A 19,556-nucleotide genomic window follows, 5' to 3' on the forward strand; every position below is an offset into this window, starting at 1 on the left:
TTTAATTATTTGAAATAGTTTTCATTTTTTTTAAAATATATTTGTTTGTATTTTGTTTTTTTTATTTATTTTTATAAATTGAGTTTTTATTTACATATTTTTTGGGTGTAAATATTTTGCAATTATCTTTATGTTTCATCATTTTGTTCTAATGGGTTATATACTTCTCATTTTTTGTTATTTTTAACATAAAAATTTTGAAGTTTTTGTATACAATTTAAATATTCTTCTTCTGCTTTTTTAATCTTGTTTTGCTTTATTGTTTTTAATTCCAATTGATAAGTAGAAGGTATATTAATTTCTTTTAAATTAAATAAATTAGCAGTTTTTAATAATTCATATTTAGCATAATGATATGATTGATTTAAAATAAGTTGTGCTTCTTCGAATTCAAATTTATCTTTTTTGGTTTTAGGTTTTGAAAAATCATCAACAATAATATTTTTAAACTGCTTTTCATTATATGCATGACTACTAAATAAATATCATTGCTGACCTTCGTGATAACCAATTTCATTATCAATTTCTAAAATTGTTTCATCTTGTAATTCCTCTAAGTATTCATTTTGCGATTTATAACTATAATCTAAAATTTTTTTGATGTTAGAATTAATAATTTTTATGTTTTCTGATAAACCATCCAAAGATTCATTTATAAAATCATGTAAAGTTAATTTACATTTTTCTCCTGTTTTATATCAATCATATGTTATTGCATAGTCTTCATATAATTTTGTTAATTGCTTTTCACTTAAATTATCTATTTCAATAAAATTTTCAATAATGTAACCAACAGCAATAGATAATTGTTTTTTTGAAAAATTCATTGCTCCCATTTTTTTATCTCCTTTTTTTATAATTTTTTATTTTTTAGTATTTCAATTTCATTTTTTGTAAAATTCATTTGTTTTAATAAATTTTCATTAATAATTACATTATTTTTTAAACTATTTTTTAATAAAATTTTTAAATAATCATATTTTTTTATAGGATCACTAAAAGCTAGTGAAGTTTGAATTAAATTATATAAATCACCTGGCAAAGGTATTTCATCCATATTTTTTATAATTTTTTTGAAAATTTTTACATTTTTTTAAGATTTGGGAATTTTTTTAATAAATTGTCTAAAATAATTTCTGATATTTGCAATAAATCATCTTGACTATATTTATCAAAATTAATTTTGAAATTAAAACTTCTTAAAACTGCTTTATCAAAATTTTAAACAAATTAGTTGTAGCTATTAAAACCATATTTTCATCTAAATCATCTAGTGATTGTAAAATTGTTGTTGTAACACGCCCCATTTCACGTGTATCTTGTGAATTAATTCGGTCTAAAGCGATTGAATCTAATTCATCTAATAAAATAATTAAATCTTTTGGATTTAAAATATTATTAATATCATTAAATAATTTTTTAATATTTTTAGACATCTAACCTAAATGACTGTCAATTAATGAATTAGTATCTACAATTCAAAGCCCTTTGTCTAAAAGTTTTGTTATTTGTTTTGCGCTTTCTGTTTTTCCAGTTCCTGGTTGACCATAAAATAAAAATTTATTTACACCTACATTATGTTTTATAGCATTGATTATACCTTTTATATCATCTAAAATGGTTGTTGGTAAAAATAAGGAACTATTTGTTAAATGAACTTTATGCAAAAAATCATTTTCAATAATATTAGTTTTTGGTTTGTTATTTCCTGCATAAGAAATTAATCCTAAAATATATTTAGCTAATTCTTCATCACCTATCTTGTAAAATTTTGTGCTATTTCTGATGCTTGAATTTTAAAATTATAATCATTATTTTCAACATGATATTTTATAAATTAAGTATGTCTTCTTTTTTCATTTGTTTGTTTTATTAATTAAATAAATACCAATCAAATACTTAGTTTAACTATTATTTTTTTAAGTTTTTTGCTAAGTGTTCTAAAAATTCTTCATCATTTAAAACATCAATATTTTTAATAGGTTCATTAAAAATATTGCGAATTCTATCATTAAAATAGTTTAAATCTTTTATGTGAACATCTATCTCTTGAAAATACTTTAATTTATCAAGACTTAATTCAACATTGTTTCTTGTCTCGTGATAATCTTCAAGTAAATTTATTAATTTTGTTGATGTATCTTGTATTTCAACAATTCATTGCATAAAATGATATTCATCATAATTAGTTAAATAATTTAATGCTATTTGTTTAATAAATTGAGCATTTTTATCGTTATCTAAAGAATAAATGCTGATATTTTTGTTTTTTTCTATTGTGTTTTTAATATAGTTTATATTTTTATTTACTTTTTCTTTTTTCATTAATTTCTCCTAAAAGTTTTTTAAAAATTTTTAACATTTTTTTATATCAATTTATTATTTTTTTAGTGCTTGTGTGTAAATCAATGTAATTAGTTGAATAATATTCTAATATTTTGCTATTTTCAATTTCTTCAATTTCTCTTTCTAGTTTTTTTAATTCTTTAAAAATTTGTTGTTTTAATTTGTATTCATATTTCATATTTATTATTTTTTTTCAAATTACTTTTTAATTAAGTAATAAATAATTACTATGTATTTAATAAGTACTTACTATGTAATTAATAAATACATAATGTTTTATTAACTACTAATCATTTGATTTTTAACAAAAAATAATTCTTTTTCAATGTCATTGTAATTAATTTTTAATAGCAATCTTTGTATAGGACTAATAATAATTAATGCTTCACCAATATTTGCAATATTAATTTGGCTTTTTTCAAATTCAGTTAAACCTCCAATATTTTCAAATAAATTATTTACATATTTTATTGATTCAGATTTGAGACCGAAAATAGCTCCATATTGACAACTAGCAATAATTGCTTGACCCATTTTTTCGATTTTAGGGCTTTTTAAAAAGTCTTGAGGTTGTTGTGTGGTCAAAACCGTTCCAACATTAAATTTTCTACCTTCTTTAACTGTTGAATAAATAAAGTTAAGTGTTGACATGTTATCTTCATCAATAAATTTATGTACTTCATCAAAAAAAAATCAGATTTTATTTGTTTTGTTCAATCGATTTGATACCTTACCTTGTAAATATGAAATAATTAAGTAAAACATTGAATTAAACACTTCTTTTTCTTGATACATTAATGAAGAAACATTAAAACAAATTATTTTATTATCTAACTTTAAATTTGAAAAAGAATTAAATTTATTTTTATATCTACCAAAAACAAAATCTAATTCCAAAGTGTCAATAATTTTTTTGAATTTTATTTTTTCACTTTCTAATTTTTCATTATTAGCTAAATTTTTCATTTCTAAAATTAATTCATCAATAATTGGGTATTCATTATTTTTAAGCTTAGAAATATCAACATCTATATTTTCGAAAAAATAATTTTTATAAATATTATGCAAGGCTTTTATAATGAAAATAATGTCATTTTTATCAAAGTGAGGATACAAAATTTGAAATCATTGTCTGATAAAACTTTCATGAGCTTGTAATAGTTCAATGTTTTTTTGTTTAATTGTTTTTGTTTTTAATGAAGGATTAAAGTTTTCTCTTATCTGTAAAGGGTTAATTTTTACATTATCACCAACACCCAAATCAACAATTTGCCCATTTAATTTTTCTACAAAATCAACAAACTCATTTTGGGGATCGATAATTATTATTTGATCTTCTTTTGCATAATTAGCTAACATTATTTTTTTACTAAAAGTTGTTTTACCTTTTCCTGGTTCTCCTAAAATGAACATATTATTATTTGTTCTTTGCTCAGTTTTAATTCTAGGGTCAAAAAACACTAATGAATTATTATTTTTGTTTAAACCTGTTATTGGAAAAGTATTATCATTAAAACTTTCGTAAATAAAAGGTCAAGCAAATGAAATGTTAGATGCAATTTGTTCTTGCTCTTCGTTTAAAGTATCTTTTTCTCTAAATAAAGAATTTGCAAAACCTTCAAATTGTCTAAAAGTTAAATCATCAATTTTAGCATTTCATTTTTGTAAATTTAATTTGTTAAGTTTTTGAATATCTTTTAAATTTTTTAAATCTATAGATTTATTTAAAAAAATTAATGTTGAACCTAAAATATTTTCATTATCATAAGCAGCTATATTTGCTAAATTTTCTAATGCTTCAAATTCATTACGTTTTTTTCTACTTTCAAAACGATCTTTTTCATTTTTTAAATTAAATTCAGCATTAGTTTCAGTTTTACTTAATTTTTTATATAAATTAGATTTATCAATTGCCTTAAGATGTCAAATTACAACACTAAGTGAATTAAAGCAATCTTGGACTCAATTTTGTTTTAATAATGTTGGAAATTCTTTAATTGTTTGTGTTGAATAATAAGTATCATCTAACAAAAAATACTTGGATTTAAATTTAGCATTTTTTATTTTAAGAATTTTGTCAGTTGCTGAATTGAAACTAAAATTTTCATCATATATATAAATTTCATTTAATAACTTAACAAGTTCCAAATAATTTAATTTTTTATTGTAAATTTGACAATTAAAAAGCTCATTTTTTAGTTTGTCAATTTCAATACTTAATTCAGAAATATTTTTCGCATAAACAATAACGTAATATGAATCTTCAATATTATTTTTATTTTTTTTGATCATTTCATCTAATCATTGTTCATGATACTCACTATTTTTGTCTAATGTAAAATTTTTTTTTATTGCATCAATGTTTTTGTTTAAATTAATTTTTTTTGGTAACTTAACAATTGTGATTTTATTTGAAATTCTATTAAAAAATTCTGTTAATGAGTTAATAAATACTTGTTGATTTTCTCTAGAACTTAAAGCTATATCTTTGCCATAAACTCTCAAAGCACCAAAAACAATAGTTTTATCTTTATTTCAAATATATTCTTTTTCTATATTTCCATAAGGTATTAAAAAATCAATATCATTTTTTTTGTTATTTTTGTTTGTAAATTTTTTTTTAGAAACTAAAAATCTTAAAAATCTATATAAATATACATATAATTTAACACCATTATTTGATAGCAATAATACTCATTGTAATAATGTTAATGGTACCATTACTATAAATTGAATTAACTGTGTTTGATTATAAGCAAAAACAAACTTTGAAAAAATAAAAGCAATTACAATAGCAATAAAACCTAAAACAAAATCGCTAATAGTAAACTTTTTTCAAATTATTACTTTTGAATGTTTTTTTAATTTTTTTGATTGAAATTTCATTTATTTTTTTTCCTTTAATTTTGATATTGTTTTCTCTGGTAAAAAGTTTTTAATATTATTTGATTTAATTTCATTTGATGGATTAAATGTTTTTAATGCTGTTGAAACTCATGGTTGGTTTATTGTTTCAGTAGCACTTGAGGCTAAACCTGTAAATGCTTTTTGACTTTGTAAATTTTTCGTTGTAAATAATGAATTGTAACTTGGCAATGAAACGTTTTTACTTGAAATTTGTTTTCAATTTTCCACTTCAGTTCTAAACATTTTTTTAGGATTGATTTCTATGCCTAATTTTTTCATAATACCCATTATTGTTAAAACAGAAGCCAAAATAAAAAACACTCTAATAATATAATTCAAATAAAAGTCTACTTGATTTGCAACTTGACTAGATACATTTAAATTGTTTGAAAATCAGTCAAGTTTGAAATTAGTTGATAACATTAAAAAAACCATTAGTAAAAATATAACTGCTTTTTGAGCAAAAAAGTATAATAAACATGTTTTGAGTTGGCTTCAATAATTTGATAAAGCTTTGCCATCATCTTTCATCGATTTAATAATAGGGTAAGGTGACACTATAATCAATACAAAAAGCATAAAAATTTTTGAAATAGATTGCAAAATAAGCAATGCAAACATTCAAGCAATTATTATAATCACAATAAGTAATAAACTAGTTAATGCTAATCCTTCTCCCCACGCTAATCCTTCGTAAGATGAGCTAATTGCTGCTGATTCTCAAAATCAACTATCAACATAATTAATTCATTCATTTTTATTAAATTTTGTAGGTTTGAACTCTTTGAAAATAGTGCTTATTACTGCGTCATTTGATTTAGAAAATAGTGCATCATTTATTATTTGAATTAAATTATTTGTAAAATAAGTGAAAAATACTATTACAAAAGGTAAAGAAAAAACCATAAAAAAACTCATAATAGATTTTTTTAAAACTTTTTGTATATCTTCAGGTTTTTTATTTTTAAGTTTTATAGCTGCAACAATAATAGAAATAATAAAAATTACAAAAAACATAATCGCAGCAAATGAAAAAATAACTCAAAAAAGTTTATTTATATTGTTAGCTTCAATTTTTTTATTTTCAAAAAAAATTCTTATGAAAATATTAAAATTAAAAAAATTCAAAAGCATTTCTAAAATTCTTAAAAACGTATAAGGAATAGCGACAGAAATAATAGAAATAACTGAAAAAAATATAAAAGCTATAGGACTTATTATTGCATTTATAATTTTTGCTATTAAATTAAATAATCAATTAAACATTTTTATTTATATAACTCGTTTTTAATTTTAGATTTTTACTCCTGATTGAACAGTTTCTGAAAATTGTTTTATAAGTGGTCAACCAACAAGCAAAACTGCAAATATAGCTAAAAATGCTAATACAATAAATTTTAAATGTTTTAAATTTTCACTTCTTTTATTATCTGAAAAAGCGACTTTGATCAAATAATAAATTATAGCTCCCATTAACATTAAACAAATAATAGATAAACAAACACTTACTATTTGTAAAAAAACTGTTTCAATAGGTTTTACCGCTGTTTGTAAACCTTTTGTAAAAGTGTCAACTGCTTGACTATTTTCATTATTTAAATAAATAATTTTTTGTAAAAAATTAAAATTATTCATCTAATATTTCCTTTGTTTTTGTTGGTTTATTTTTTTTAATTTTTGTTTTTTCTAGAATATTAGGACATTGTGTTATTTTTTTACTTCTATTTGTAAACATACAAATAACAAATCCAATAACAAGAGCAAAAATTATTGCGATAAATATTGATGTTAAATTTGCTAATACTGTTTGCTTATAATAAAAATTAACAAAATCAATTAATTCTTTGTTTTCTATTGTAGTTATATTATTCATTTTCATTCAAATCAATAGTTTTATTTTCCTTTCTTTCTTTAATTTTTTTAATTCATTGCTTTTTATAAGCTAGCCACAACAATGTTGAAAAAACAGCTCCAACTAAACATATAATAATAATTGTTAAAGTAATTATGTCTAATACAATCACTTCACCTCCTCTTTTGTTATTTAATATATTTATTATTTATTTATTAATTAATTATTTAATATAAATAATTAAGTATTTAAATGCATCACTTTTTGGACTAAAAATTAAACATAGAAATTGTGTGCTAAAAATTAGCAAACCATTTTTGCTATAAAATATTATAGAATTACTTCATTGGTTATAAATCATTTAGATACTTTTATAAAATGCTCAGTTTTCCATTTATTTTTATCCAATTTTTTCAAGTGATATATTTTACTATTTAAATAAAAAAACATTCAATTCACTTGTTTTAGAACTCTTGCAAAATTTTTAAAATATTGTACTTTATTTAGCATTTTTCATCATTTAATTTTAATAATTTTATTTTTGAAAGCATGAAGCAGAGATAAACTAGAATTTTGTTTTTTTATTAAAATAGGTTTTTTAAAAATTTTAAATTTATCACTTTGAAATTTGTTTTTTTCTATAACTTTATAACCATTTAAAAATATAAATAATTGTTTAGCATTAATAAGACCATAAAAATCTCAAATAAATTTATTGTGAAACTCTATTTTGTTTTTAGTCATTTTTTTAGCATTTAATTTAATAGTTTTATTTTTTATTGTCAAAACTTTAACATCTTTTAAATCGTTAATAGCTTTGTAGAAAGATGATTTAGAGTTCTTAAATTCTTTTACATCAATATCAACTTGTCCAGTTTCAACAACTTTTTTATTTCATTGTTTTCTTTTTTGAAATCTACCAATTAAAAAATTATTAAAAACTATTTTTAAACTTATAGTTTTTGTTTTCTCATATTTTAATAAAAATGATAATAAAATAAAAATTTGTAAAGCTAATTTTTTTGTTTTTAATTTTTCTAAAATTTTAAAATTTAAATTAATAGTTTCAAAAAATTTGATTTTTTTTATTTCATTTTCTGGAAGATTATTAAAAATGTACTTTTCAAAAAAGATACTTAATATATTTTCATTAAGCATTTTATTTGGCTTATGTTTTTTAAAATCTTTTATGTTTTTAAAATCCATTTCTTCCTTTCTTCATTAAAAAATGAGTAAAAAAAATCTAGCTGTTAGGCTAGACCACAAATTTATTTATTCTCTTTTAAATTAGTACTACTAAAGCTTTAATAATATTTAATTAGTTGTGCTGGTTTTTTATTTTATTTTTTTTGAAATTTATAATGTTATTTTCATTTTTTATATTTACATTTTAATTTCAAAATCCACAAAATTAAATTCACAAAATATCGAAACATATCTAAATATGGTTGCTAATTATGAAAATCCATTTTAAGAATTAAAAACCAATTTAAAAGATTTTAAAATCAATAATTGTTATTATCAAAATTTAATTGAAGAATTAAATATTGATAAGAAAGATTATGCTGCTACATGACACAACAATTAATTAAAAATGAATTAGAAAGAAAAATAAATTTAAACAAAAAAAACATAAATTAGAATATGAAAAAAAATTATCTAATCAATGAGAAATTACAAAATAAAAATAAGAAAAAATTAGCATAAAAAAGACCTATTTTTTCTTATTTAATAACTATATATATAGGGAGATATATGAACAAAGTTTTTTTAGCCGGCAGAATTGCCAATGATTTTAAGTTAATGACAAGTGCAAATAATAATTATTACACTTGAATAACACTTGCTGTAAGAAGAAATTATAAGTCAAATGAAGGTAATGAAATTACCGATTTTATACCTTTTGTTGCTTGAAATAAAACAGCAGAAATATTAAATAAATATGCAATGAAAGGAGTGAAAATTTTTCTTGAAGCAAATTTAAATGTTGTAGAAGAAGTTATTAAAAATAAAAAAACTTTTTCATTTATGCTTCAAGCTAAAGCAATTGAACTTTTAGAAACAAAAGAACAAATTGAAAATAGAAAAAATAAGAATAATTCAAATACTACTTATTGTGATTGAACTACAAATGAAGAATTAATAGAAAAAAATGAAGATCCAATTGAAGAAACAAATTCTGAACCTAAAAAAGAAGAAACAAATAAAAGTAGTATTGAACATTTATTTGGAACAAAATATCCAAAAGACATCAATGAAAATACTTATAAAACATTTAATTATGATGTTGATGGAATATTTAAAAATAATAAATAAAATCTAAAAACATTAACAAACAAGGAGGTATAAAAAATAAAAAAATAGCATACAAAACAATGTTTTAAATAAATTGTGGTATAATTTATTAAAATAAATTATAGGAGTTAAAAAATGAGTACAAATTTACCTAAAATGAAACCAATGTTTACAAAAAATACTAAATATGAAATTACTTTTGATCGTTTTGAAGGACCAATCAAACATAGACCTATTGTTATATTTAGAGATGAATATGCAGAAATTACTGAAGATGGGAAAATTATAGAAAAATATTATTATATTAAAGCTAGAAGTGCACATGATGAAAATGGGAATATAAAAATAGCTAAAAAGGGTGAAATTTTTTTAGAAAAAGCTACAATAGGATTATTAACAAATGATTCTTATGTTGATACAACGCAAATTTATTCAATTAAAAAAGAAGAATTAAACAATATAGTAGATAGAAAAAATGTTATTTTTGCTAGTACAAATGATTTAACAAAATATCAAATAGACAAAATTTATAGAAGTGTTCTTAAAAACTTAACGCAAGAGCCACCATATGTTTCATTTATGGATGTTAAACTAAATAACAAAACAAATGCTTTTGTTGGTGAGTTAAAATATAGTCATGAATATTTTTTAGATCAAGATTACTTTAAAAGTTCCAGGAAAGATAAGAAAAAATTCATGGCTAACATTTTAAACAAAAAAAATTTAATTGAAGAAACATTAATTGAGTTAAGAAACCTTAAAAATGGTGTACGAGAAGAATTTTCAGATATTTTATGGGAATGAGAATATGTGCAAAAATTAGAGCAAGAAAAAATAGAGCAAAAAAGATTACAAAACATAGGAGATGAAAAAAATGAAGAATTTGAAAAAGAAGGTGATGATTTCACACGTTAAAAAATTTTTTTTATTTTGTAATTTATTAGTAATACCCACTGTTTTTGTTTCATTATCTAGTTCGTGTTGAAAAGGTTTACTTAAAGAACCAAATAAAAGTTCTGAAGATATTGAAAACACTCCACCTTCTAGTCCGCCATCTTCTGTTACTCCAGAACCAAAAACTCCTACTGCTAAAGTTCAAAATCAATATTTAACTGAAGAAATGCCAATTCCTGATTTTTATGTATATGAAACATTAGAGAAAAATTGGGAATGGGCAAAAGAATTAGAAAATATTGTTAATAAAAATAATCCAACATTATCTAAAGAAGAAAGAATTTCTAAAATAGTTGAAATTTATAAAAAAGCATTAGATAAAATAGGATATGAAATTTCAGATAAAAAAACAAACACCATTTTTGAAAAAATAGATTCAGACTTAGATAAAATCTCTAAAAACGGTCTTGAAAAAGATACAAAATATGTATTTCAATTAATATCTGATGAAAACAGACTTTTTAATGATGGTTATCTTTCTACTATTTTAGATGAAAACGATAAAAGTCGACGATGATTATCAATTTATGCTGATCGTGCATTATATTGAAAAACTAGTCCTATCATTTTTTCTATTATTAGAAATTATATTAAATTAAAAATAATATTTTATGAAGAAATAAGAGGCAGTTATAGAGATGATATACTTGAAAAATTAAAAAATAATAAGAATCTAGAAAATATTTTTCAACAACTAAACCAAAGTGTCTCAGCATATATAGAACCTATCAATCATTATTCATATAATGAGCAATATGTTTTTTCAAATTTTAGTCCTTTTTACAAAAAACTTTACATAGAATTAATCAATTGATATAACAAAGAAATAGCTCCACTCCAAATTAAACTTGGTTTAGAAACAAATAATCCTTTAACTCAGTGACAATACAACAAACACATCACTAAATACTTTTATCCTTTAATCAATACCACAATTAAAACTAATTACACTACTTCAGAAATAGATGCTTTTTATGAAGAATGAGAACGTAAAAACTCTATTAAATATAGTTGAAGAATTTATTAAAAAACATTATTTTTATATGCTAACAAATTAAGATGTAAATCTTGTTGTTAGTTTTTTTATTTATTTTTATGTATCAAAGCTTTGTTTTAGTTGTACCAATATTTTTCTTAATCAATTCACTTATTTATTACTTTAAAAAAATTAAAAAAATGTATAATTTTTATTATGATTAAATTAGGTTCACATGTTTCTTTTAAGAAACCAAAATATCTTTATGGAGCCATTGAAGAATCATTGAATAATAATGCAAATTGTGCAATGATTTATTTAGGAGCACCACAAACAACCAAAAGAGCAAATGTTGATCAATTTATGTTGTTTGAATATTTAGAAAAATTCAAAGATAAAATTAAACAGGAAGATATTGTAGTCCATGCTCCATATATTGTAAATCCTGCAAATCCTGAAAAATCAAAATTTGCAAAACAATTTCTAATTGAAGAAATCGAAAGAATGAATTACTTAGGTTTGAAATATTTAGTTTTACATCCTGGTTCACACACAATTTTTAATAGAAAAATTTCTATTAACGAAGTAATAAATGTAGTTAATGAAATTTTAGAAAAAACAAAAAATGTTGAAATCATTATTGAAACAATGTCTGGCAAAGGAAGTGAAGTGGGAACAAACTTCGATGAATTAATTTATATTATGGAAAATATAAAAAGCGACAGGAAAGGAATTTGTTTAGATACATGTCACGTTTGAGATGCAGGTTATAACATAAATAAATATGATGATTTTATCAATATTTTAAAAGAAAAAAATATTTTAAAATATCTTAAAGTTATACATTTAAATGATTCCAAAAATGATTTAAATTCTCATAAAGATCGTCATGCAAATATTGGAGAAGGATTTATAAAAAAAGAAATTTTAAAACAATTGGTTCATGATAAACTTTTTGATAATATCCCTATTATTCTCGAAACTCCTTGAAAAGATAACAAACCTATTTATAAAAAAGAAATAGAGTATTTATTAAAAAAATAAACATTTTTTAAAAATGTTTATTTTTTTAATATTCATTCATCTAAAATTTCATAACCTTTTTTTAAATTTTTTCTGTATTTTTGATTCAAAGACAAAAGAAAATTAAATAAAAAATCTAAAATAATTAAACCTATAACTTTTGATGAGGCTGGGAATAATTTATTTTTATTTTGAATTTTAGTATATGAAATTTTTACATTACCAAAATTAAATGTTTTTTTGGAATCTGAAACAATAATAATAATTTTAATGTTTAATTTTTTAGCTTTTTCTAAAGTGAAAATAACTTCTTTATTTTCAAAATCTTTTGTCAAGCAAAGAATTACATCATTTTCTGAAAGTGTTCCCACCAAAGGTAACAAAATATGGAAATTTTGGTCAAAAATAACATTTTTTCCAATTTTTCTAATATTTGAATAAAATTCTTGCAATATTAAACCACTAGTTCCTAAACCCAATAATAAAATTTTTTCTGCTTTATCAATAAGATTTGCAGCATCTTTTATATTTGCGAAATTTTTTTCTTTAATAAAGCTGTCAATTACAAGTTTTTGAGAAATAAATAAATCAGAAAATTCTTTATCTATAAAATTGTTTTTTTTATTATAAATTATGTTAATTTGAGCAATTCTTTTATTAACAAAAAAAACAAGTTCTTTGTATGTCTTAAAATTCATTTTTTTAGCAAAACGCGAAATTGTTGCGGTGGAAACAAATAATTTTTTAGATAATTCTTGAATAGTTAAATCAAAATCTTTATTTTCTCATGAATTGATAAAATCTAAAATTTCTACTTCAGTTTTAGTAAATGATTTTTTTTTGTTTAAAAAAAGATACATGTAAAAATTTTACATAATTTTTTAAAAAATTGTAAATAAATAACTATATACTAATACAAAAAAAAAAAAAAGATAATTTTAATGGGTAAACATTAAAATGAGGGGTTATGGAATATTCACAAAGTATATGTGCTGTTAATTTATTAATGCTAAATAAAATTTTAAACAAACTAGTTAAAAACAAACTTAAATACATTCATGTAGATATAATGGATGGACATTTTGTTAAAAATTTTGGGATTAATTTTGAAACCGCTAAATACTTAATTGAAAAATTTCCAAAAGTTAATTTTGATGCTCATTTAATGGTCAATAACCCGCTTAAACATTTAAACCGCTTAATTGAAATTGGATTTAAAACAATTTTTTTACCAATTGAAAAAATAAGTAGGTTTAATTTTTTTAAAATTTTAAAAAAACATCCAAACATTTTTTTTGGAATTATGATCAAATCTAATGATGACATTAATGATTACAAAGAAATTATTAAAAAAACAAAAGTTATTTTGTTAATGACAATTAATAAAATAGGTGGCACAGGTGAAAAATTAAATCCTGATTTATTTTCTAAAGTTTATGATATAAAAAAAATAAATCCAAATATTAAAATTTATTCTGATGGTGGACTAAGGAAAGAAAATGCATATTTATTTAAAAAACATTTAATTGATGTAAGTGTTGGAGGCTCAATAATTTTTACATTTGAAAATATAAAAAAATTTTTTGATTGATGAAATAATGAAATTAACAATACTTAATATCTCAGTGATAATTTGCGGTTCTATTTTAGTCTTAATTTTAATCGGAACTATTATTTGAAGAATTTATGATTATTATGTCAAAAAGAATAAAACATCAAATTTAGAAAACTTAGGATTTTTTGATAAAAAAACAATTAATGAAATTTACCAAATACAAAATAATACTCAAACAGAATTTTTAGTTAATATTTTAGTAAAAAATAAATTTAGTGATAAAAAATATAGTATTTTTGGACAAATTTTAATAACTAATAACTGTATTTATTTATTAAGCAACATGATAACAAACATTAAAAATCATAAATTAGTTATTGAAAAAAATGGTTTATTTATTGATGATACAAAAAGAAAAAAAGTATCTAATTGAGAAACTTTTTGACTTTATGATCAAAAAAAATGACTTGATTGAAAATTCAAAAATACTAATTATGAAATTTTAATTTTAGTTGATGAAAGCATTGATTTAATTCAAATTACAAATAACTCGGACTTCAAAATAGTTAAACCATCTGAATTAAAACAAAAATTAAAAAACTCTAATAGTAAAACTTTAAATTTAAACAATATTAAAAAGATTTTTATTAATAATAATATTTTTAAAAACAAAAAAAATAATAATGGAAAAACAAGAAATAATTAATAAAATAACTAAAATTTACAATTATGAAAAAAACCAAATTGAAAATTTAAGTTTAGAAGAATTAAAAAATCTTTTAAAAGAATTGGAAGAAAAACAAGCTTTTATTAACAAAAATCCTAATAGTTTTTTTTATATTAAATCACTACCTGTTCCAAAAGAAGTAAAACAAATTAAATCTACAATACCTGGTTGAATTATATTTTTTGTTTTTATTTTTTTACTTTTAATGGTTTTTGTCATTTTTATGATTTTGGCTTTTAGATAGAAGGGTAAAATGAAATTATTTGACTTTAAAATGATGAAATATATTGATGAAAAACTTGATTGAAAACAAGTTATTCATGAAGGTGTAAAATTACTTGTTGATAACAACAAAGCAACATGAGAACTAAAAGAAAAAATTTTCGAAGTTACTAAAAAATATGGTGCTTACTATGTTTTAGAAAGAGGTCTAGCCCTTTTGCATGCTCCTGCTGGTGTTTATGCAAAACAAGCCGCTATATCAACATTAATTTTAAAAGATGAAGTTTGCTTTAATAATCAAGATGATAAATGTGCAAAAATTATTTTAACTCTTTCAGCACCAAACAATTTACAACATATATCTTTAATCCAACAATTTGGTCAATGATTTATGGATGAAAATTTTAAAAACAAAGCTTTTAGTGTTAATTCATTAGAAGAATTTTTACAACTTATAAAGGAAAAAGAAAATGAGAATTAAATGTGTATGTGGATCAGGTTTGGGTTCATCTTTACTTTTAGAGATGAATGTTAAAATGGTTCTTGACAAATTAAATATTCCTTATGATTCTGTGGAACATACAAATATTTCTTCATTTAACAAAAATGAAGCTGATTTTGTTGTGGTAGGTGCTGATGTTGCGCCAACACTGGATTTTGATCAAGATAAAATGGTTATTTTGATTAATATTTTATCAAAAGATGAATTAGAAAAAAAAATACGAGAAAAATTAAAAATATAGGAGAAAAATGAATTTTGGTCTTTGATTATTAGACTTTATTAAAACATTTGTTGGAACTCCTGCCTTGTTAGTTGGAATTTTTACTATGATTGGTGCTATTACTTTAAGAAAAAAAACATCACAAGTTATTATTAGTACTTTTAAAGTTATAGTAGGATTTTTAATTTTAGGTGGAGGAGCAGGTGTATTAGTTGGTTCACTTGAAAAGTTTCAACCTGTTTTCAAAGAAGTTTATAAATTAAACGGAGTCATACCAAATAATGATGGTTTTGCAGGTGCTGTTTCCAAAGCACTACCATTAATTGCTACGCTTGGTAGTTTAATTATGCTTTTAGGTATGATTTTAAATATAGCTTTAGCTTTATTTTCTAGATTTAAATATGTTTATTTATCAGGTCATGTTTTATATTACACATCACTTATGCTAGCAATTGTAATGTATGTAATTGGCTTTGATTTTGAAAATAATGCTGGTGATTTTGCATTTAGCTTAATCTCAGGTGCCATAATCATGGCAATTTATATGGTGCTAAGTCCAGCATCAGCTCAAAGATACACAAAACAAATTGTAGGAACTGATGAGATTGCACTTGGTCACACAGGGGGATTTGGTTATGCTCTTAGTGGTCTTATTGGTGAAGTAATTTATAAAATTAGAAAAAAACCAATTTTATCTACTGAAGCAATTAAATTTCCACAAAAATTATTTTTCTTTAGAAACACTTTAGTTTCTATATCAATTACTGTATTTATCTTTTATTTATTTGCTTTTTTACCAGCTGGTATTATGTATGAAATGAATAAAATTGCTGAAAATTCAGATGCATACAAAGTCTTAAGTTCAAGCAACTGAGTAATTACAATGTTTGTTCAAGCATTTACCTTTACTGCAGGTGTTGAAATTGTACTTGCGGGAGTTAGACTTTTTGTTGGAGAACTTGTTCCAATGTTTAAAGGAATTAGTGATAAACTAATTAAAAATTCTAAAGTTGCTGTTGACTGTCCAGTTGTATTCCCTTATGCACCAAATGCTGTGTTAATTGGATTTATTTCATCATTTGCCGCTGGATTGTTAGGTATGGCTATTACCATTGGGCTTGGAGCTGCTTCTGTTATTCCAGTGGTTATTCTCCCAGGACTTGTACCACACTTTTTCTTAGGTGCAACAGCAGGTGTTTATGGTAATGTAAAAGGTGGTATTATCGGAGCTATAGTAGGGCCATTTATTGGTGGTTTAATTATCACACTGGTTCCTGTCTTCTTTATTTTAGGAAAATGAACACCAACAGATGGAAGTGCTCTTAATGATCTTGTAACTAGTTATAATTCAGGCGCAGGTGCAAACGATAAAATAGAAAACATCAATTCATTAAATTGAGGAGATACTGACTATTTAATTGGTTACATCCCAGGAATAATTGGACTTATTCCAAAAGTAGGAAGATACATTGTCTTTGCTTTAACATTAGCAATTTACATTGCTTTTATAGTAGATGGTACAATTTTAAAATTAAAAAATAAAAATGTTAAAAAATAAAGAAATTAAATTTATAAATGCATCTAGGGCATTAGCTTTAGATGCAATTAATAAGGCAGAACAAGGGCATATTGGAATGGCTTTGGGTGCTAATGAAACATTTTATAGTATTATAAAAACTATGAAATTTAGTGAACAAGCTCCTAAATGAATTGATCGCGATCGTTTTGTATTATCAGCAGGACATGGTTCAATGGCTTTATATAGTTTATATCATTTTATGGGTTTATTAACAATTGAAGACATTAAAAATCATAAACAATTTAACTCTAAAACACCATCTCATCCCGAAATTGAAAAACTAAATTTTATTGATGCATCAACTGGCCCGCTTGGCCAAGGTGTTGCTATGGCTGTTGGTATGGCTTATAGTCACAAATTTTTAAGTCAAAAATTTAATCAAAAAGATTTAAAAATTATTAATCATCATATTTATACTTTGTGCGGTGATGGTGATTTTCAAGAAGGTGTGGCACTAGAAGCGATTCAATTTGCAGGAAGTAACAATCTCGATAGATTAATTTTAATACATGACTATAACAATGTTCAAATTGATTCTAAAGCATTTGAAGTAAACAAAATAAATTTTGAACTTTATTTTAAAGCTCATAATTTTAAGACTATTATCTTAAAAAACAATAAACCTGAAAATATTATAAAAGCTATAAAAAAAGCAAAATCAACAAAAAAAGCAGTATACATACAGGTTCCAAGTCACATTGCTTACAAAACAAAACATCAAGATTTATCTTCTGGACATCATGGTTTTTTAAATCACGAAGAAACAATTGAATATAAAAAATCTTTAGAAATTAATAATTTAAGGCCATTTGAATATGAAAAAGAGTATTATAAATTTGGTGAAAAAATGTTAAAACAAAAAAATATTTTTTATACAAAATGACAAAAAAAATTAGTAAATTATAAAGAAAAATATTCTCTTTTATATGATAAATTGCAAAAATTATTAAATGATGAAATTACATTTGATTTATCAAATCTCAAATTTAGTTTGACAAATAAAGCAACTAGAGATTATGCATTAGAAATTTCAAAATTTCTTCAAAAAAATAGTGAATTTTTGCTTGGAGGTTCTGCTGACCTTAGAGCTGCAACAAAAATTGGTTTTGATGATGAAAAAAATATAAAATATGGAATTAGAGAATTTGCTATGGTTGCAATAAATAATGGAATTTATTTACATAGTAAAATCAAAACAATTGCAGCTACTTTTTTAGTTTTTAGCGATTATGCAAAATCAGCACTAAGATTGGCTGCACTAATGAAAATACCTAACATTTTTGTCTTTAGTCATGATTCATATAGTGTTGGCGGCGATGGCCCAACTCATCAACCAGTTGAACAACTTACAATGCTAAGATCAATACCTGATTTTGAAGTTCTAAGAGTTGCTGATGAAACTGAATTAAAACATGCTTTTGACTATGCGCTAAATAATAAAAACAATCCTGTTGCTATTATACTATGTAGACAACCACTAAAATCATTTAATTTACAATCAAAATATACTTCTAGTTATTTCATAAAACAAAATAATGATTTTGATTTAACTATTTTATCTTCTGGATCAGAAGTAGAATTGGCCTACAATATTTCTTTAGAACTTGAAAAACATAATATTAGAGCAAATGTTGTTTCTGTTATAAACCTAAAAGAGCTGTTAGAAAATATTTCTTTGATTGAAAAACTAAAAATTAAAGAAAAACCAATTTTCGCAATTGAAGCATCCAATGATACAATGTGATATAAATTTGCACTTTATAACAAATTTTCAGGGCAATTTGCTAAAAATTTTGGTCATTCTGCGCCTGGTGATTTTGTTTATAAATATAATGGGTTTGAAAAGCAAAAAATAAAAGAAAAAATATTAGATTTTTTAAATAAAAAATAGTATAAAAAATGTTTAAATTTAAAAAGTTTAATTTTATAATAAATTTTTTAAATTTACAAATAATTAATTACAATTTATTTTTAATAAATATCAAAATTTCTATAACAAAATATTTTTTTAAAAATTTAATGCTGTTATAGAAATTTTTATTTTAAATTGTAATTTATGATGAAAAAATATAAAAATTTTTAATATTGTTGTTAATTAATAATTTTTCAATGTACAAAATATGAATTAATAATATAATAACAAAAAAAATTATTTTGAATTTTATCTAGATTTAATAAAAAAATATTTTGCTTTTTCAAGTATTTGAATATTAATTTTATTTAATATTATTCTTAATAAACTTGACACTAAAAGATAAAAAAATAAATTATTACATTCAAAAAATTTCAATAATATTTTTAGATGTTAAAAATTTAAAATTAATAAATAAAATATTTTTTTTATTTATTTCTAAGCATCAAACCTCGCTTTAATATTAAGTAAATTATTATATAAAAA

General features: G+C 21.9%; 24 protein-coding genes. 11 read left to right on the forward strand and 13 right to left on the reverse strand.

Annotated elements, in window-relative coordinates; all coding sequences use genetic code 4:
* Positions 1-128 precede the first annotated feature (128 nt).
* The 12 genes from EXC65_RS01495 to EXC65_RS01535 all read right to left on the reverse strand — a co-directional run bounded on the left by EXC65_RS01495 (position 129) and on the right by EXC65_RS01535 (position 8,311).
* Positions 129-836 carry a hypothetical protein gene (locus EXC65_RS01495; protein ID WP_165001320.1) on the reverse strand — a complete coding sequence of 236 codons (708 nt, stop codon included), beginning with the start codon at positions 834-836 and terminating at the stop codon, positions 129-131.
* Between the two features lie 17 nt (positions 837-853).
* Positions 854-1,057 carry a hypothetical protein gene (locus tag EXC65_RS04575; RefSeq protein WP_232018825.1) on the reverse strand — a complete coding sequence of 68 codons (204 nt, stop codon included), beginning with the start codon at positions 1,055-1,057 and terminating at the stop codon, positions 854-856.
* Positions 1,058-1,199: 142 nt separating this feature from the next.
* Positions 1,200-1,436 carry an AAA family ATPase gene (locus tag EXC65_RS04580; protein WP_232018826.1) on the reverse strand — a complete coding sequence of 79 codons (237 nt, stop codon included), beginning with the start codon at positions 1,434-1,436 and terminating at the stop codon, positions 1,200-1,202.
* Positions 1,437-1,667 carry a hypothetical protein gene (locus tag EXC65_RS04585; protein ID WP_232018827.1) on the reverse strand — a complete coding sequence of 77 codons (231 nt, stop codon included), beginning with the start codon at positions 1,665-1,667 and terminating at the stop codon, positions 1,437-1,439.
* Positions 1,668-1,911: 244 nt separating this feature from the next.
* The gene (locus tag EXC65_RS01505) at positions 1,912-2,325 is read right to left on the reverse strand and encodes a hypothetical protein (RefSeq protein WP_129719733.1); all 414 of its coding nucleotides are present in this window, start codon (positions 2,323-2,325) and stop codon (positions 1,912-1,914) included.
* The gene (locus EXC65_RS01510; protein WP_129719734.1) at positions 2,303-2,524 is read right to left on the reverse strand and encodes a hypothetical protein; all 222 of its coding nucleotides are present in this window, start codon (positions 2,522-2,524) and stop codon (positions 2,303-2,305) included. The genes EXC65_RS01505 and EXC65_RS01510 overlap by 23 nt, the downstream gene beginning before the upstream one ends.
* A gap of 101 nt (positions 2,525-2,625) precedes the next feature.
* Positions 2,626-5,232: an Mbov_0397 family ICE element conjugal transfer ATPase gene (locus EXC65_RS01515; protein ID WP_129719735.1), complete on the reverse strand. Its 2,607-nt coding sequence runs from the start codon at positions 5,230-5,232 to the stop codon at positions 2,626-2,628.
* Entirely contained in the window at positions 5,233-6,519 is a 1,287-nt protein-coding gene (locus EXC65_RS01520; protein WP_129719736.1) for an Mbov_0396 family ICE element transmembrane protein, read from the reverse strand. It lies immediately after the preceding gene.
* Positions 6,520-6,546: 27 nt separating this feature from the next.
* The gene (locus tag EXC65_RS01525; RefSeq protein ID WP_129719737.1) at positions 6,547-6,888 is read right to left on the reverse strand and encodes an Mbov_0395 family pilin-like conjugal transfer protein; all 342 of its coding nucleotides are present in this window, start codon (positions 6,886-6,888) and stop codon (positions 6,547-6,549) included.
* On the reverse strand, positions 6,881-7,132 hold the full coding sequence (locus EXC65_RS01530; protein ID WP_165001321.1) for a hypothetical protein: 252 nt from the start codon (positions 7,130-7,132) through the stop codon (positions 6,881-6,883). Before EXC65_RS01530 ends, EXC65_RS01525 begins: the two co-directional genes overlap by 8 nt.
* Entirely contained in the window at positions 7,119-7,277 is a 159-nt protein-coding gene (locus tag EXC65_RS04445; RefSeq protein ID WP_165001322.1) for a hypothetical protein, read from the reverse strand. The genes EXC65_RS01530 and EXC65_RS04445 overlap by 14 nt, the downstream gene beginning before the upstream one ends.
* A gap of 158 nt (positions 7,278-7,435) precedes the next feature.
* The gene (locus EXC65_RS01535) at positions 7,436-8,311 is read right to left on the reverse strand and encodes a hypothetical protein (protein WP_129719739.1); all 876 of its coding nucleotides are present in this window, start codon (positions 8,309-8,311) and stop codon (positions 7,436-7,438) included.
* Positions 8,312-8,860: 549 nt separating this feature from the next.
* Here EXC65_RS01535 and ssb point away from each other — a divergent pair.
* The 4 genes from ssb to EXC65_RS01555 all read left to right on the forward strand — a co-directional run bounded on the left by ssb (position 8,861) and on the right by EXC65_RS01555 (position 12,374).
* Positions 8,861-9,421: a single-stranded DNA-binding protein gene (gene ssb / locus EXC65_RS01540; protein ID WP_129719740.1), complete on the forward strand. Its 561-nt coding sequence runs from the start codon at positions 8,861-8,863 to the stop codon at positions 9,419-9,421.
* Positions 9,422-9,535: 114 nt separating this feature from the next.
* A complete protein-coding gene (locus tag EXC65_RS01545; RefSeq protein WP_129719741.1) occupies positions 9,536-10,315 on the forward strand; it encodes an Mbov_0400 family ICE element protein in 780 nt (259 codons plus the stop codon).
* Positions 10,275-11,381, forward strand: coding sequence for a hypothetical protein (locus EXC65_RS01550; RefSeq protein WP_165001323.1), 1,107 nt, complete (start codon positions 10,275-10,277; stop codon positions 11,379-11,381). The genes EXC65_RS01545 and EXC65_RS01550 overlap by 41 nt, the downstream gene beginning before the upstream one ends.
* Before the next feature lie 165 nt (positions 11,382-11,546).
* Positions 11,547-12,374 (forward strand): deoxyribonuclease IV, encoded by an 828-nt coding sequence (locus EXC65_RS01555; protein ID WP_129719743.1) that lies wholly within the window; start codon positions 11,547-11,549, stop codon positions 12,372-12,374.
* A 17-nt stretch (positions 12,375-12,391) separates the two neighbouring features.
* On the opposite strand, the gene EXC65_RS01560 is transcribed toward EXC65_RS01555, so the two are convergent.
* A complete protein-coding gene (locus EXC65_RS01560; protein WP_129719744.1) occupies positions 12,392-13,213 on the reverse strand; it encodes a MurR/RpiR family transcriptional regulator in 822 nt (273 codons plus the stop codon).
* Between the two features lie 107 nt (positions 13,214-13,320).
* Here EXC65_RS01560 and EXC65_RS01565 point away from each other — a divergent pair, with 107 nt between their 5' ends.
* Genes EXC65_RS01565 through EXC65_RS01595 form a run of 7 tightly spaced genes read left to right on the forward strand, consistent with a single transcriptional unit; the run spans position 13,321 to position 19,049 of the window.
* Positions 13,321-13,971, forward strand: coding sequence for a beta/alpha barrel domain-containing protein (locus tag EXC65_RS01565; RefSeq protein ID WP_129719745.1), 651 nt, complete (start codon positions 13,321-13,323; stop codon positions 13,969-13,971).
* On the forward strand, positions 13,952-14,614 hold the full coding sequence (locus EXC65_RS01570; RefSeq protein ID WP_129719746.1) for a hypothetical protein: 663 nt from the start codon (positions 13,952-13,954) through the stop codon (positions 14,612-14,614). The genes EXC65_RS01565 and EXC65_RS01570 overlap by 20 nt, the downstream gene beginning before the upstream one ends.
* Positions 14,592-14,879 (forward strand): hypothetical protein, encoded by a 288-nt coding sequence (locus EXC65_RS01575; protein ID WP_129719747.1) that lies wholly within the window; start codon positions 14,592-14,594, stop codon positions 14,877-14,879. The genes EXC65_RS01570 and EXC65_RS01575 overlap by 23 nt, the downstream gene beginning before the upstream one ends.
* 9 nt (positions 14,880-14,888) lie before the next feature.
* Positions 14,889-15,338, forward strand: a complete 450-nt coding sequence (locus tag EXC65_RS01580) for a PTS sugar transporter subunit IIA (protein WP_129719748.1) — start codon at positions 14,889-14,891, stop codon at positions 15,336-15,338.
* The gene (locus tag EXC65_RS01585; protein WP_129719749.1) at positions 15,328-15,600 is read left to right on the forward strand and encodes a PTS sugar transporter subunit IIB; all 273 of its coding nucleotides are present in this window, start codon (positions 15,328-15,330) and stop codon (positions 15,598-15,600) included. Before EXC65_RS01580 ends, EXC65_RS01585 begins: the two co-directional genes overlap by 11 nt.
* Before the next feature lie 7 nt (positions 15,601-15,607).
* Positions 15,608-17,137: a PTS ascorbate transporter subunit IIC gene (locus EXC65_RS01590; protein ID WP_129719750.1), complete on the forward strand. Its 1,530-nt coding sequence runs from the start codon at positions 15,608-15,610 to the stop codon at positions 17,135-17,137.
* The gene (locus EXC65_RS01595) at positions 17,124-19,049 is read left to right on the forward strand and encodes a transketolase-like TK C-terminal-containing protein (protein WP_232018828.1); all 1,926 of its coding nucleotides are present in this window, start codon (positions 17,124-17,126) and stop codon (positions 19,047-19,049) included. The genes EXC65_RS01590 and EXC65_RS01595 overlap by 14 nt, the downstream gene beginning before the upstream one ends.
* Positions 19,050-19,556 lie beyond the last annotated feature (507 nt).

The sequence above is a fragment of the Mesomycoplasma neurolyticum genome, from assembly GCF_900660485.1.
Lineage (GTDB): Bacteria > Bacillota_I > Bacilli_A > Mycoplasmatales > Metamycoplasmataceae > Mesomycoplasma_A > Mesomycoplasma_A neurolyticum.